The following is a 13,611-nucleotide window of genomic DNA, read 5'->3' on the forward strand; positions in this document are numbered from 1 at the left end:
AAATGACCGAAGAAAAAAAAGATAATTTGTTTGAAAAGAAAATCTCACGTCGTCAAATGTTAAAAATGACTGGTGTGGGCGCAGCAGGTGTAGCCATCGGTGCTTCAGGTATGGGTGGTATTCTCTCTGCATTTGGTAGAAATAATGCAGTTGAAGAAGACAAGACAAACGTAAAAAATAAAGTAAAGTTTTATGGGAAAAATCAATCAGGTATTATGACGCCTTCACAAACAAATATTTATTTTGCTTCGTTAACTGTTCTTGTGAAAACAAAAGCAGAATTAGCCCAATTATTTAAAGATTGGACACCTGCTGCTGTAAAACTAATGAATGGCGAAACAGTTGGTGATGTCACAAACATCATGGTACCTCCTGCAGATACAGGTGAAGCGGTTGGTCTTGATGCGAAGAACCTAACACTGACATTCGGTGTAGGTCCATCGCTATTTAAAAAATTCGATTTTGGCGATCAAAAACCAAAAGAATTAAAAGACTTACCACACTTCCCAAAAGATCAGTTACAAGAAGAATATTCTGGTGGCGATATTTGCATTCAAGCATGTGCAGATGATCCACAAGTAGCCTTCCATGCAGTGCGTAACTTAGTTCGTATCGCAACAGGTCGAGTTTCACTAAAATGGTCGCAAGCTGGATTCAATGCCATTCCAATGAAGAATGGCAAACCTGAAACACCACGTAATCTATTTGCATTCAAAGATGGTACAGAAAACCCACGTGACGCAGCAGATGCAGATCGTGTTGTATTTATCCAATCAGGTGAATCAAAATCATGGCTTACAGGTGGTACATACCTTGTGGCACGTAAAGTTCAAATGCACTTAGAAACATGGGATCGTACAGCACTTGATGAACAAGAAGCAACATTTGGACGTCATCGTGATACAGGGGCGCCACTTGGTAAAACAAGTGAATTCGAAGCGATGGAAATTGATCGCAAAGATAAAAGTGGTGAAAATGTAGTCCCTGAAACATCACATGTCTTTTTAGCAAAGAAAGCAAATGTGCGCTTATTACGTCGTTCTTATTCATATGCTTCTGGTGTTATGGACTCAACGGGGACACATGATGCAGGCTTATTATTCATTTCGTTCCAAAAAGATCCGAATCAGTTCATTAAGATTCAAAATAGTTTAGGTCGTATGGATAAAATGAATGAATATATTACCCATCGAGGCAGTGCTCTATTCGCTTGCTTCCCTGGTGTGAAAAAAGGGAGTTTTATCGGTGAAGCACTTTTTAACACGCTTTAGTTCTATCTTATTAATCTTTTTATTACTAGCAGGCTCTTACACAAAGCCTGCTTTTGCAGAACCTGCTAATAACTATAGTCATCTATTTATTTCAATTAGTGATGCCATCACGAATTCGAAACAAGGAAATGATGAAAAAGCAAAAGAAGCCATTGCCACATTCAAAAAAGACTGGGAAGCTTCTAATCGTAAAGATTCAAAAGCAGCAACTGAGGTAAATAATGCGCTTGCTGCTGCTGAAAAAGCGAAAAATAAAGAGGAACGTCTCGCTGCATTAACAGCTCTTTCAACAGGGATTGCAAATCTTGAAACAGAAGAAAATCCCGTAGATGAAAAATCAGAGCGCCAAGACGTATTAATGGCGATGACACCTGCTCTAAATCAATTAGAACGTGCGATTCAATCAAAGAATGTCGAAACTGCCTTAACAGGTTATAAAACATTCAATGCTTTTTGGACAAAAAATGAAAAACCAGTTCGTCAATTTGATATGACGGCATATGGTGAAATTGAAGTTCAAATGTCGCTACTTCGCTTAGAATTAGAAGGTGACAATCCGAACTTTGATTCACTACAAAATACATTTAATACATTAAAACAAGACGTAACAGACTTTGCGAATGGTAAAGAAGTTGGTGCTGTAAAAAAAGGCTATTCACTTAAAACCTTAACGGATTTAATTGATGAAGCGAATGATTACATAGACCAAAAAGAATACTCAAAAGCTTCTGCTACGATTACAGAATTCATTAAAGTATGGCCAAATGTTGAAAGTGATATTAGTACAAAAAATGCAGGTCTGTACACAAAAATTGAAAGTGATATGCCCATCATTGCTGGTAAACTAACAAAATCATCGGTGGATGCAGACGCACTAAAAAAACAATTAACAGACTTTAAACAACAAATCCAATTAGTTGATGGTGATCAAAACTATACGATGTGGGACGCTGCATTAATTCTTCTACGCGAAGGTTTAGAAGCACTATTAATTATTTTAGCGCTCGTTGCATTCTTGAAAAAATCAAATCAAGAACATATGGCAAAATGGATTTATATCGGTGCTGGCGCTGGTATTGGCTTGAGTGCCGTGGCAGCTATCTTAATGTCTACACTGTTCAATTCTGATTCTATTGCCTCAAGTCGTGAAATGATTGAAGGTTACGTTGGGCTTGCAGCAGCTGCTATGATGATTGGTGTCGGTGTCTGGATGCATAGTAAATCAAACGTCAAAGCATGGAACGCTTATATTTCAAAACAAATGAACCATGCTATGTCGAAACAATCGGTATTCGCCATGGCAGCAATTAGTTTCTTATCCGTATTCCGAGAAGGTGCCGAAACATTAATTTTCTATGCAGGAATCGCACCAAAAATGGCCACAAGTCAATTCGCTCTTGGTATTGCCGTAGCCATCGCAATTCTAGCAGTAGTCGCATTCTTCTTATTAAAAGTGAGTGCGAAAATTCCTGTACACCGTTTCTTCGCTGTAGCGACTGTACTAATCTACTTACTCGCATTTAAAATTATCGGTGTAAGTATTCATACACTTCAATTAACAGACCGTATGAGTACGAACATCATTTCAGGTTTACCTGTCTATCCGAATATCGGGTTCTATCCGACGTGGGAAACCATCATTGGACAACTTATTTTAATCGTACTAGTGATTGGTACAATCATCTATAAACGAAAAAATGAAAAGTAATATAAAAAATGAGATTCTTAATTGAATCTCATTTTTTTAATGCATATTTTTGTTCTATATAGGCGTTTAAATCATTTATTTGGCTCGTAGCTGGATGTGTTCTCGTCACACAATAAAAAAGACGATGATACGTATAATGTTCATCATATGGAATGTCTGGTACAAGCGAATCTTTCGATAAAATAGTGAGACCTTCTCCCTGCTTTAATAATTCTACAATTAAGGCATTTGAATTCACTTTTAAAATCGGTAAATAGACGTTTTGTTCTTCTAAAAAACGTTGATTGTAATAATAAATACCCGACTCTGCTTCCCTCATCAACCATTGTGTTGCGTCCTTTTTCCCCGCTAACACTAGCTCATCTTCAAAGATTGGAAAACGTCGAAATGTTTCATGCATAAGTGGTTTTTCAATTAAGCCAATATGCGCCTCATGTTGTTCCATCTGCTTCATGACATCATCTGAATTCATCTGCTTCAATTCAAAAATAATATTCGGAAAAGCATCTTGTAAATCACGATATATACGCGGCATATAATTCGTCGCACATGTATTAGAACATGCAATAACACATACTTCCTTCTTCTCTTTAATATGCTGTAGTTGTTCCAATACATGATCCCATTCGTCACGCAAATTTAATAACTGGCGATATAAATAGTCTGCTTCTTCTGTCGGAATCACTTCTTTCGGACCTTGTCGAATAAATAGCGTAACATGTAATTCTTCTTCAAGCTTTTTCAATTGGACAGAAACTGTTGGTTGCGAAATGAACAATGTATTCGCGACTTCTGAAAAGTTTCGTAATTTATATGCCTGCATAAAAATTGTAAAACGCTGAAACATATTTTCCACCTCTATTATTAATTTTTATAATAATTATGATTTTAATGATTTATTTTTATTATAATACATTTCGTTTTATAATATAGGTATCAACTAAGAAAGAGATGATTCGATGTCATTCATCAAAAAAATTCCGATTCCAATGGCTGGTCTAATTTTAGCGATTGTATCACTTGGAAACTTCATGTTACAACGCCAATTCGAAGTAGTGGGACATATTTTCGTATGGATTGCCATATTACTAATCGCATTTCTGACACTACGCGTTGTAGTAGACTTCCAATCAATTAAACAAGAATTAAAAAATCCAATGATTGCAGCTGTTGCACCGACGTTCACAATGGCAACATTCGGTATCGCTGCATACATTCATCAATTTGAAAGTTTTGTCTTATTAGCTAATGTCTTATGGTATGGTGCGATTGTATTACATCTTGGCTTTATGGCACACTTTACCTATCATTTTGTGATTAAACATGACTTAACTTTACAAAGTTTATACCCTAGTTGGTTCATCACATATATCGGTATTGGTGTTATTACATTTACATCACCAACATTCAATTTATTAATCGGTCAAATCTTTTTCGTACTAGCGATTATTAATTACGTCGTACTCGTACCAATGATGATTTACCGTTTAATTAAAACACATTATAATGAACCAGCTGCTATGCCACTTCTAACGATTCTAACTGCACCTACATCATTATGTTTAGCCGGCTATTTAGCAATCACAGATGCGCCGAATACAGCAATTGTAGCTAGTAGTTTAATCGTTAGTCAGATTCTATTCTTTGTCGTATTGTATTTCTTACACAACATTTTCAAACTTGCTTTCTATCCAAGCTTTGCAGCGTTCACATTCCCGCTTGTGATTACAGGGATTGCAGCAACACTTGCACATGATGTTCTACAATGGCCTTACTTCCAATTTGTCGCTTATACAGAAGTGGCTCTAGCTATTGTTATTACAGGCATTGTGTTGGTACGCTACCTTGCTTTCTTATTCATTCAAAAGAAAGAAGCACCTGTTGCAAAGACTGTTAAAAAAGAAATTGAAATTTAATAAAAAAAACATCGCTTTCAGACGCGATGTTTTTTTTATTAAATACTACTTGGTACAGTTACTTTCACTATGTTTTGTAGTTGTTGTAATGTATTCTGTTGCATCATTTTGCACTGTTTCTTTCTCACAAAACTGCTTTACTTGTTTGCCCTCTTTTTCTACACCATAGTAATACGTTATATTCGGCTCATCTTTAAAAACCACTTTATACTGTCCTTGATAAAAACCATCTTGTCCTTTTTCTTTCGGTTCTACATAAACTTGTTCATGTAAATCTTTTTCTGTGTAACCTTGCTGTTCTAAATGATTCGGGACATGTTTTTTTACTATGTATTTTGTATAAGGGTTGCCATTATTCAACACAAAAATAAATAGCAGTGGTACAACAATGATACAAATTCCGATTATAATTGCTAACGTATAAAATAATTTTTTCATATAAATCCCCTCCTTTTCTATAAAATAACATATTTATACAAAAAGAAACGCATAGATGAAAAGAATCATGCTTTTCACCTATACGCTTTTTTAGTTATTTAATCATCTTACTTGGAACAACCCATTCGTTGAATTGTTCTTCTGTTAATAGACCACTTTGAATCGCAGCTTCTTTTAAAGTTAAGCCTTCTTTGTGCGCTAACTTCGCAATTTTCGCTGCATTTTCATAGCCAATATGAGGGTTTAAAGCTGTTACAAGCATTAGTGAATTGTTTAAGAAATGTTCTAGCTTATCTTCATTTGCCGTAATCCCTACTAAACAATGCTCATTAAAGCTACGAATTGCATCTGATAATAGTTCAACAGACTGCATGAAGTTGTGTAAAATCACTGGTTTAAAGACATTCAATTCAAAGTTACCTTGTGAAGCCGCAAAGCCAATTGTTACATCATTCCCCATTACTTGTACGGCTACCATTGTGACAGCTTCACATTGAGTTGGGTTGACTTTACCTGGCATGATGGAAGAACCTGGTTCATTTTCTGGAATCGAGATTTCACCAAAACCTGAGCGTGGACCAGACGCTAACCAACGTACATCATTCGCAATTTTCATTAAGTCTGCTGCTAATGCTTTCATCGCACCATGTGTCGTTGTAATTTGATCATGTGATGTAAGTGCATGGAATTTATTTGGAGAAGGAACAAAATCAAGACCTGTTTGTTTTGAAATTTCAGCAACTACTTTTTCATCGAATCCTTCTGGTGCATTTAATCCCGTACCAACTGCTGTACCGCCAATCGCTAATTCGCGCATATGTTGTGCAGCTTCTCGAATCATCTTTTCAGACGCTTCAACCATATACAACCAACCACTTACTTCTTGTCCTAATGTAAGAGGTGTCGCATCTTGTAGATGTGTACGACCGATTTTAATTAAGTGCATAAATTCTTCTGATTTCGCTTGTAGTGTTGCTTTAATTTGCGCTAAAGCAGGTAATAAATTATGTTCAACAGCTAGAGAAGTTGCGATATGCATCGCTGTTGGGAAAGAGTCATTTGAAGATTGAGATTTATTAACATCATCATTTGGATGTAGACGTTCTTCTACACCTTTTTCAGCTAGATATTCATTACCGATATGTGCAATGACTTCATTCACATTCATGTTCGTCTGTGTACCTGAACCTGTTTGATAAATAACAAGTGGGAATTGGTCGTCATATTTACCTGCAATGATTTCATCTGCTGCAAAAGTGATAGCTTCAGCTTTCGCTTCTGAAAGTGTTCCTAAATCAACACAAACTTTTGCGACTGATTTTTTCAAAATCGCATATGCATGTATAAAAGTAATTGGCATACGGTCTGAACCGATGCGGAAATTTTCTGTACTTCTTTGCGTTTGAGCGCCCCATTTACTATTTGCCGGGACTTTGATTTCTCCCATAGAATCATGTTCAATACGATATTCCATATTGTTCATCTCCATTTCTTCAATCTATACTACTCTTTTATCATAACGCTTTTAAGAAGTTTTATCTTGCCATTTGCTTGAAGTAAGTCGAAATGGAACGCGAACTAGTTTTTAACTTACTTTTTGTAACCTTTATAGATTTTTGCCTACTTTTATATAAATTCTTCCTATTTAAATAAACAACTGTTTCTTGAATACGCACCACATCAATCTATAAACCGTATTTCCCTAAATATGTATGTTACAAGATTGTAAATTTTATTAAGATTAATTGCTTTTTTTATACGGTATTCGTTTTGAATTTGTTATTATTATAGTTGCGTTTAAAAACTTATATGGTTGTTTCAAACTAGGAGGATTTACATGTTCAGCTCAAAAAAAGAAGATCCATTCTTTGCCGCACTTTATCAAATTGCTGAAAACCTAAATGCTGCATCACACTATGCAGACGATTTTCGCATCACAAGCATCGCTGATTTAAAGGAACTTAGCGTTACACTAAAAAAATACGAAACAGATGGTGATAAACTGATTCATCAGTTAATCCAAATGTTAAATAAATCATTTATGACGCCAATCGAACGTGAAGATATTTTAGAGTTAGCCGTTCGTATGGATGATATTTTAGATGGAATTGAAGGATGTATTGCACACTTTGAGATGTTCTCGTTAACAGAAGTAGATGACTACATGCGTGATTTCTTAAAGTACATCACACTTAGCACAGATGAAATTGTCGCTGCGATGAAACATTTATTAAATCGTAAATTGTTAAACATGCGTGAACACGCAATTGTTATTAAAGACTACGAACGTAAATGTGACGAGGTATTACGTACATCAATCAAACAATTATTCTCACATGAAAAAGATCCAATTCGTATTACACAATTCAAAGATATTTACGAACAACTTGAAGAAGTAGCTGACTACTGCCAAAACGTAGCCAATGCGATGGATACAATTATCATGCGTAACGCATAGGAGATGTCGAAATGGATACTGTATTTCTATTAACAATCGTCGTCGTCATCGCTGCACTTACGTTCGACTTTATCAATGGCTTTCATGATACTGCAAATGCCATTGCTACAGCCGTTTCTACGCGTGCATTATCGCCTAGAGTGGCTGTAACAATGGCTGCTATAATGAACTTTATCGGTGCAATCACTTTTACAGGTGTGGCAACTGCAATCGCTAAAGACATTGTAGACCCATTTGCTTTAAATCATGGTGTCGTTATCATTTTAGCAGCATTAATTTCCGCGATTATTTGGAACTTGGCAACGTGGTACTTCGGTATCCCTTCTAGTTCATCGCATGCTTTAATTGGCTCACTTGCAGGTGCTGCCGTCATCGCTGGTGGTATGGGCGTTATTAATTTTGAAGGTTTCCTTACAATTATTAAGGCGTTAATTCTATCACCATTCATGGCAATTATTTTAGGATTTTTAATGATGTCTCTATTCAAGGTCATCTTTAAAAATCGTAACTTATATCGCTCAAATAAACGTTTCCGTCATGTACAGATTGCGACTGCTGCACTTCAGTCTTTCTCACACGGAACAAATGATGCACAAAAATCAATGGGGATTATCGCTCTTGCCTTAATGTCTGGTGGCTATTTATCAGCAGATGCTGGCGTACCAATGTGGGTACGAATTGCTGCAGCAACTGCGATGGGTCTTGGTACATCAATTGGTGGTTATAAAATCATCAAAACAGTTGGTGGTAAAATCATGAAGATTCGTCCAGTAAACGGCGTAGCAGCTGATTTATCTTCTGCTTTAATCATTTTCGGTGCAACACAAATTCATTTACCGGTTTCGACAACACATGTCATTTCATCTTCTATTATGGGTGTAGGTGCAGCGCAAAATGTCAAAGGCGTTAAATGGGGTGTGGCACGAAATATCGTCATTACATGGATTATTACACTGCCAATTTCAGCAGCACTTGGTGCATTAATCTTCCTATTTTTCAATCTATTCTTATAAAAGTCTACTCACAAAGAAATTGCGCGATGGCGTGATTTCTTTTTTTGTTGCGAGCACTCGACTTATTTTGTTCCGTACTTTTTCTGTTTACCAAATAATTCTCGAAAATACATCTATTCCTTTTAATCTTCTAAAACGGTAAAAAAGTGATTTCTTTTATTCGTATTCCTTTTTGAAATTTTGTAAACTGAAAACAAAGTATGTTAGAAAGGGTGTCACCATGGTTCGCTACTCACAATTTATTACGAAACATGCGAAAAGCATTGTCGCTCTCTGGGTGATTTTTATCGTCATCAGTGCTTTCTTCGCAGTCAAAATCCCCGATTATTTAAAAGGTGACGGCTTCAAAGTAGATGCTGAGCATCAAGCTGTCATGAAAGAACTAAACAAAAATTTTGATGTACCTGCCGATTCTATTCTTGTTGTTTTTAACGATGTATCTGATAAGAAAATTAAAAGTACATTGGATGAATTAAAAAAAGAAGAGCCTGAAATTGACTCCATCATTTCACCGCTCAAAGAAAAAGATCAATATTCTAAAAACCTGTCGTATGCAGTTTTAAACTTTGATGAAAGTTCTCAAGATTTAGGTCCTGTCGTAGAACATGTTCGTAATCTCACAAAAGATGACAAAAATATTGAATATACAGGTGGACCTGTCATTTCAAAAGATATGAATGAAGCGAGTCAAAAAGACTTAATGCAAGCAGAATTAATCGGTTTACCAATCGCAGTTATTGTTCTACTATTAGCATTCGGTTCTGTTGTCGCTTCGATTCTTCCTATTTTAATCGGGATTTCTACGATTATCGTGACATTCTTTGCAATGGTAATTATCGGTGATTCTGTTTCGCTGTCCGTCTACATTTTAAATATTATTCCGATGCTCGGACTCGCCTTAAGTATTGACTTCTCGCTACTCTTCATTAATCGTTATCGAGAAGAAAGACAACGGACATCTGTCGAGCATGCTGTTCAAATCGCGATTCAAACAGCGGGTAAATCCATTATCTTCTCTGCTATTTGTGTCATGATTGGTCTAGCCGCGATTAGTGTTATTCGCGTCGAACTATTTGAAAATATCGCATTAGGTGGTTCAGTTGTTGTATTCTTCGCTGTTTTTACAGCTCTGACATTATCTCCAGCAATTTTAACACTACTAGGTGATCGTCTAAACAAGTGGACAATTATTCGTGTAAAACCAACTGCTACATCACGTTGGCATGCTTTCGCTTCAACAGTTATGAAGCGACCTGTACTCGTTGTCATCGCATCACTTGCAGTACTTGTGCTTATGATGATTCCGATTAAGGATATTAAATTAACAATTCCACAAATTGATGCACTACCGAAAACATATGATGCACGTGTCGCATATGAAAAATTAGATAAAGAGTTTAAATTAGATAGCCAATCAACGGTTTATGCCTTAGTTGAACGTAAAGATGGCTGGGATAACGATGGTGGTCGTAAAGAAATTCTTTCACTTCAGAAAAAACTTGAGAAAGACTCACTCGTAAAAGATGTAAAAACAGCTTTCACGACAACAGACATTAAAACAGTGAAAGAATGGGATCAAGCTAGTCAAATTCCACAGGTGAAAACGAATCTAGAAAAAGCACAGGATGCTTTTATCCACAAAGATCAATTAATGATTCCTATTACATTAAATGTGGCGGGTGATTCTTCTGAAGCACAACAATGGGCGCGTGATTGGTCAAAACCAAACTTTAAATTAGCCGGTGCGCCAAAATATAATCAAGAAATCTTCGATGAAATTTCAGATCATGTTGTTGAAGCAGGTCTCATTATTATCGTGACGACGTTCATTATTCTTTTAATCGCTTTCCGCTCGATTATAATCCCTTTAAAAGCGATTATTATGAATATCTTTGGATTAACTGCTGCATTCGGTTTACTCGTATATATCTTCCAATACGGTCACTTTGGATTAGATGCAGGTAGTATTGTTTTAATCATTCCTGTCATTACATTCTGTCTTGTATTCGGATTGAGTATGGACTATGAAGTATTTTTAATCTCTCGTATTCAAGAAGAATATGAAAAAGGAAGTAGTAACACGAAAGCTACAATTGATGGTTTAACGCAAACAAGTAAAATCATCACATCTGCGGCACTCATTATGATTGTACTAACGGGCTCATTCGCATTTACAGATATTATGCCTGTAAAACAAATCGGTGTTGCGATTGCGATTGCTATCGCAATTGATGCAACGATTATCCGTCTTCTTCTAGTACCAAGTTTAATGAAGCTATTCGGTGATTGGAACTGGTGGTTACCATTCCGTAAAAATAAAAGAAATGCAAAATAATTAAAACGAGCCTGGGATAAAACATGTCATCTTCTCTTTTTAGAATTCGCAACGAAAAACTGGAACCGCGCCACAGCGCGATTCCAGTTTTTCTTATGCTCATGTGGAATGTGTTTTTTACACTTATGTCCCAGGCTCGTTTATTTATTGAATCATTTTAAAAAGAACGCTCTACCCATTCTTTTGCAGCCTGTACTTCATCCATTGTTAATTGATGACCATATTGATGCCAATACATTTTTACATCTGCTCCTGCGTCCTCTAAATAGTCTTTTAAGCCCGTTGATTGCTCAATTGGACACATCTGGTCGTTTTCTCCTGCTGTAATGAATACACGCAACCCTGTAAGGTCTGGTAGTGTCACATCTTCACGTGGAATCATTGGATGATGTAAAATTGCGCCTTTTACGACTTTTCCTACTTGGAAAAATAAGTTCGCAGCAATATTCGCACCATTTGAATAGCCAATCGCAATGACATTGTCACGATCAAAATCATACTCTTTCGCTGCTTCATCAATAAATGCTGCCAATTCTTTTGTACGTAGTTCTAAATTATCTAAATCAAAAACACCCATTCCTAAACGTTTGAAAAAGCGTGGCATACCATTCTCTACTTCGCTGCCTCGTACGCCAAGTAATGATGCTTCTGGATTCATCTCTCGTCCTAAACCAAGTAAATCTTTTTCATTACCACCTGTTCCATGCAGTAATAAAAATGTTGGGGCTTGTTCATTTGAGCCTTTTATAAATACATGTTCCATTTAAATCCCCCTCTTCATAATTATCTCGAATTCAAGATAATTATATAAAAAAAGAGCAAGTTCGTCAATGAACTCGCTCCTTCTTCTATTATTTCTCTTTTTTAAAGCCTTCTTCACGTAGATACTGTTCTGCATCTTCCTTCGTTCCAAAGCTTTCTTCTAAGTTGAATGCATGGTACACATTCCAAAATGGTTCTTCATGCACAAGAAGTAATTGGTCATTTTTATGGTTCTTCCAACTTTCTTCAATGACAACTTCTTCTTTCGGTTCATCTACTTCTGATAAATACATAATTGCATCTTCGATTACTTCAACTAATTGTGTTTCATCAAAGTCACGAATGTTCACAAGACCACGATCATCTGCATCATAAGCAAGTAAATCCCCTACATAGACAAAGCCATTACCATTCGGGTGTAACTTCTCTACAACAATTTTCTTCTCGTAGCGACTACCTTCAAAATGATAGTTCAAGCGATTCATTGAAATCGGTTTTTCCGTTAATTCTGGAAAGCGACGGATAATCTCTTTTTTTTCTTCAAATGTTAGCATAATAAACTCCTTTAAAATCAGTTGTTATTAAGTATAACACTCCTTATATTTCTTTGGTGACGGCTTTCCGAATTTCTAATCGACGCGCATAAATATTTTTGATAATTGCCTTCATAACTGCATAGAACGGTACACCTAACAGAATACCGAGGAAACCAGCGATATTTCCTGCTGCTAAAATAATCGTAATAACTGTTAATGGATGAATATCTAATGTTTTCCCCATCACATTCGGCGTAATCAAGTTACCATCAATTTGTTGCGCAACGAGTGTCACAACACATACCCATAATGCTTGAATTGGACTATCCAGAAAACCAATTACAAGTGCCGGAATAAAGGCAATCCATGGTCCAATGAATGGAATGATATTCATAAAGAATGCGAAAATCACTAATAATAATGCATAGTCTAAACCAATGATTAAATAACCAATGAACATCATCAGCGCAAGTAAGAAACTAATTAATAACTGACCTTGAATGTAGCTACGTAGCACTTCATTCACATCTGCAATCGTCTTCTTAACCCACTCACGGCGACTACCTGTAAACAAATTATAAATACGCGGTGCAAATTTCTCATGATCTTTTAGCATATAGCCAAAGAAGAATGGAATTAAAATCAGAACAAATGCCCAGGCAACGACTTTTGAAATCACATCAAGTACAAATTTACTCGTTGATAGTGCATAATCCTTAATTCCATTAATCGCTCCATCAATCGATTTTTGAACTTGTTCTGGTAAATGCTCACGTTGGTTCACGACATATTTCGACCACTTTGTTACTTCGTCGATAAATCCAGGTAATGCAGCTAAGAAGTTATTCAGCTGAGTAGCAATTAATGGCCATACATATGATACAAAGATTGCCACTAATCCAATCAGTAGTAAGAAGATACTGAGAATACTCGACCAACGCGGGAATTTCTTTTTCTCTAAAAAACGTTGTAGTGGTTCCGTAATGTAGAACAAAACTCCACCAATTAATAAAGGTGTAAAAATCGCACTTAGAATAACAGCAATTGGATAGAAGATATGTTTAATCTCCATAAAATACTTAATAATTAATAATGTTAAAAGGAGTCCAATACCTGCTTGGAACCACACTTTTTTCGTCAACGTACATCACTCCATTTCCTGTACATATTATAG

General features: G+C 36.2%; 12 protein-coding genes. 6 read left to right on the forward strand and 6 right to left on the reverse strand.

Annotation, left to right across the window (positions count from 1 at the left end; genetic code table 11):
• Positions 1-2 precede the first annotated feature (2 nt).
• Positions 3-1,271 carry an iron uptake transporter deferrochelatase/peroxidase subunit gene (gene efeB, locus QN089_RS13720; protein ID WP_285215525.1) on the forward strand — a complete coding sequence of 423 codons (1,269 nt, stop codon included), beginning with the start codon at positions 3-5 and terminating at the stop codon, positions 1,269-1,271.
• Complete coding sequence (locus QN089_RS13725; RefSeq protein WP_068450467.1) at positions 1,246-2,979, forward strand: FTR1 family iron permease; 1,734 nt, start codon at positions 1,246-1,248, stop codon at positions 2,977-2,979. Before efeB ends, QN089_RS13725 begins: the two co-directional genes overlap by 26 nt.
• Before the next feature lie 28 nt (positions 2,980-3,007).
• On the opposite strand, the gene QN089_RS13730 is transcribed toward QN089_RS13725, so the two are convergent.
• A complete protein-coding gene (locus QN089_RS13730) occupies positions 3,008-3,826 on the reverse strand; it encodes a LysR family transcriptional regulator (RefSeq protein ID WP_285215526.1) in 819 nt (272 codons plus the stop codon).
• A gap of 112 nt (positions 3,827-3,938) precedes the next feature.
• Between QN089_RS13730 and QN089_RS13735 the strand changes: the two genes are divergently transcribed.
• Positions 3,939-4,895: a TDT family transporter gene (locus QN089_RS13735; protein WP_285215527.1), complete on the forward strand. Its 957-nt coding sequence runs from the start codon at positions 3,939-3,941 to the stop codon at positions 4,893-4,895.
• A gap of 45 nt (positions 4,896-4,940) precedes the next feature.
• Here the strand turns inward: QN089_RS13735 and QN089_RS13740 are convergent, their stop codons facing one another.
• Together QN089_RS13740 and fumC are read right to left on the reverse strand one after the other, a co-directional pair.
• A complete protein-coding gene (locus QN089_RS13740; protein WP_285215528.1) occupies positions 4,941-5,333 on the reverse strand; it encodes a DUF3139 domain-containing protein in 393 nt (130 codons plus the stop codon).
• 94 nt (positions 5,334-5,427) lie between these two features.
• On the reverse strand, positions 5,428-6,807 hold the full coding sequence (gene fumC / locus QN089_RS13745; RefSeq protein WP_068450459.1) for a class II fumarate hydratase: 1,380 nt from the start codon (positions 6,805-6,807) through the stop codon (positions 5,428-5,430).
• A 363-nt stretch (positions 6,808-7,170) separates the two neighbouring features.
• Between fumC and QN089_RS13750 the strand changes: the two genes are divergently transcribed.
• From QN089_RS13750 to QN089_RS13760, 3 genes are all read left to right on the forward strand, one after another.
• Complete coding sequence (locus tag QN089_RS13750) at positions 7,171-7,791, forward strand: DUF47 domain-containing protein (protein WP_068450458.1); 621 nt, start codon at positions 7,171-7,173, stop codon at positions 7,789-7,791.
• Between the two features lie 11 nt (positions 7,792-7,802).
• Complete coding sequence (locus tag QN089_RS13755; protein WP_068450457.1) at positions 7,803-8,804, forward strand: inorganic phosphate transporter; 1,002 nt, start codon at positions 7,803-7,805, stop codon at positions 8,802-8,804.
• A gap of 220 nt (positions 8,805-9,024) precedes the next feature.
• Entirely contained in the window at positions 9,025-11,139 is a 2,115-nt protein-coding gene (locus QN089_RS13760) for an MMPL family transporter (protein ID WP_087681080.1), read from the forward strand.
• Positions 11,140-11,296: 157 nt separating this feature from the next.
• On the opposite strand, the gene QN089_RS13765 is transcribed toward QN089_RS13760, so the two are convergent.
• From QN089_RS13765 to QN089_RS13775, 3 genes are all read right to left on the reverse strand, one after another.
• Positions 11,297-11,902 (reverse strand): alpha/beta hydrolase, encoded by a 606-nt coding sequence (locus QN089_RS13765; RefSeq protein WP_285215529.1) that lies wholly within the window; start codon positions 11,900-11,902, stop codon positions 11,297-11,299.
• A gap of 88 nt (positions 11,903-11,990) precedes the next feature.
• Complete coding sequence (locus tag QN089_RS13770; RefSeq protein WP_068450452.1) at positions 11,991-12,455, reverse strand: hypothetical protein; 465 nt, start codon at positions 12,453-12,455, stop codon at positions 11,991-11,993.
• Positions 12,456-12,498: 43 nt separating this feature from the next.
• Positions 12,499-13,578 carry an AI-2E family transporter gene (locus tag QN089_RS13775; RefSeq protein ID WP_068450451.1) on the reverse strand — a complete coding sequence of 360 codons (1,080 nt, stop codon included), beginning with the start codon at positions 13,576-13,578 and terminating at the stop codon, positions 12,499-12,501.
• Between the last annotated feature and the right edge of the window lie 33 nt (positions 13,579-13,611).

It is taken from the genome of Kurthia sp. YJT4 (assembly GCF_030219945.1).
Lineage (GTDB): Bacteria > Bacillota > Bacilli > Bacillales_A > Planococcaceae > Kurthia > Kurthia gibsonii.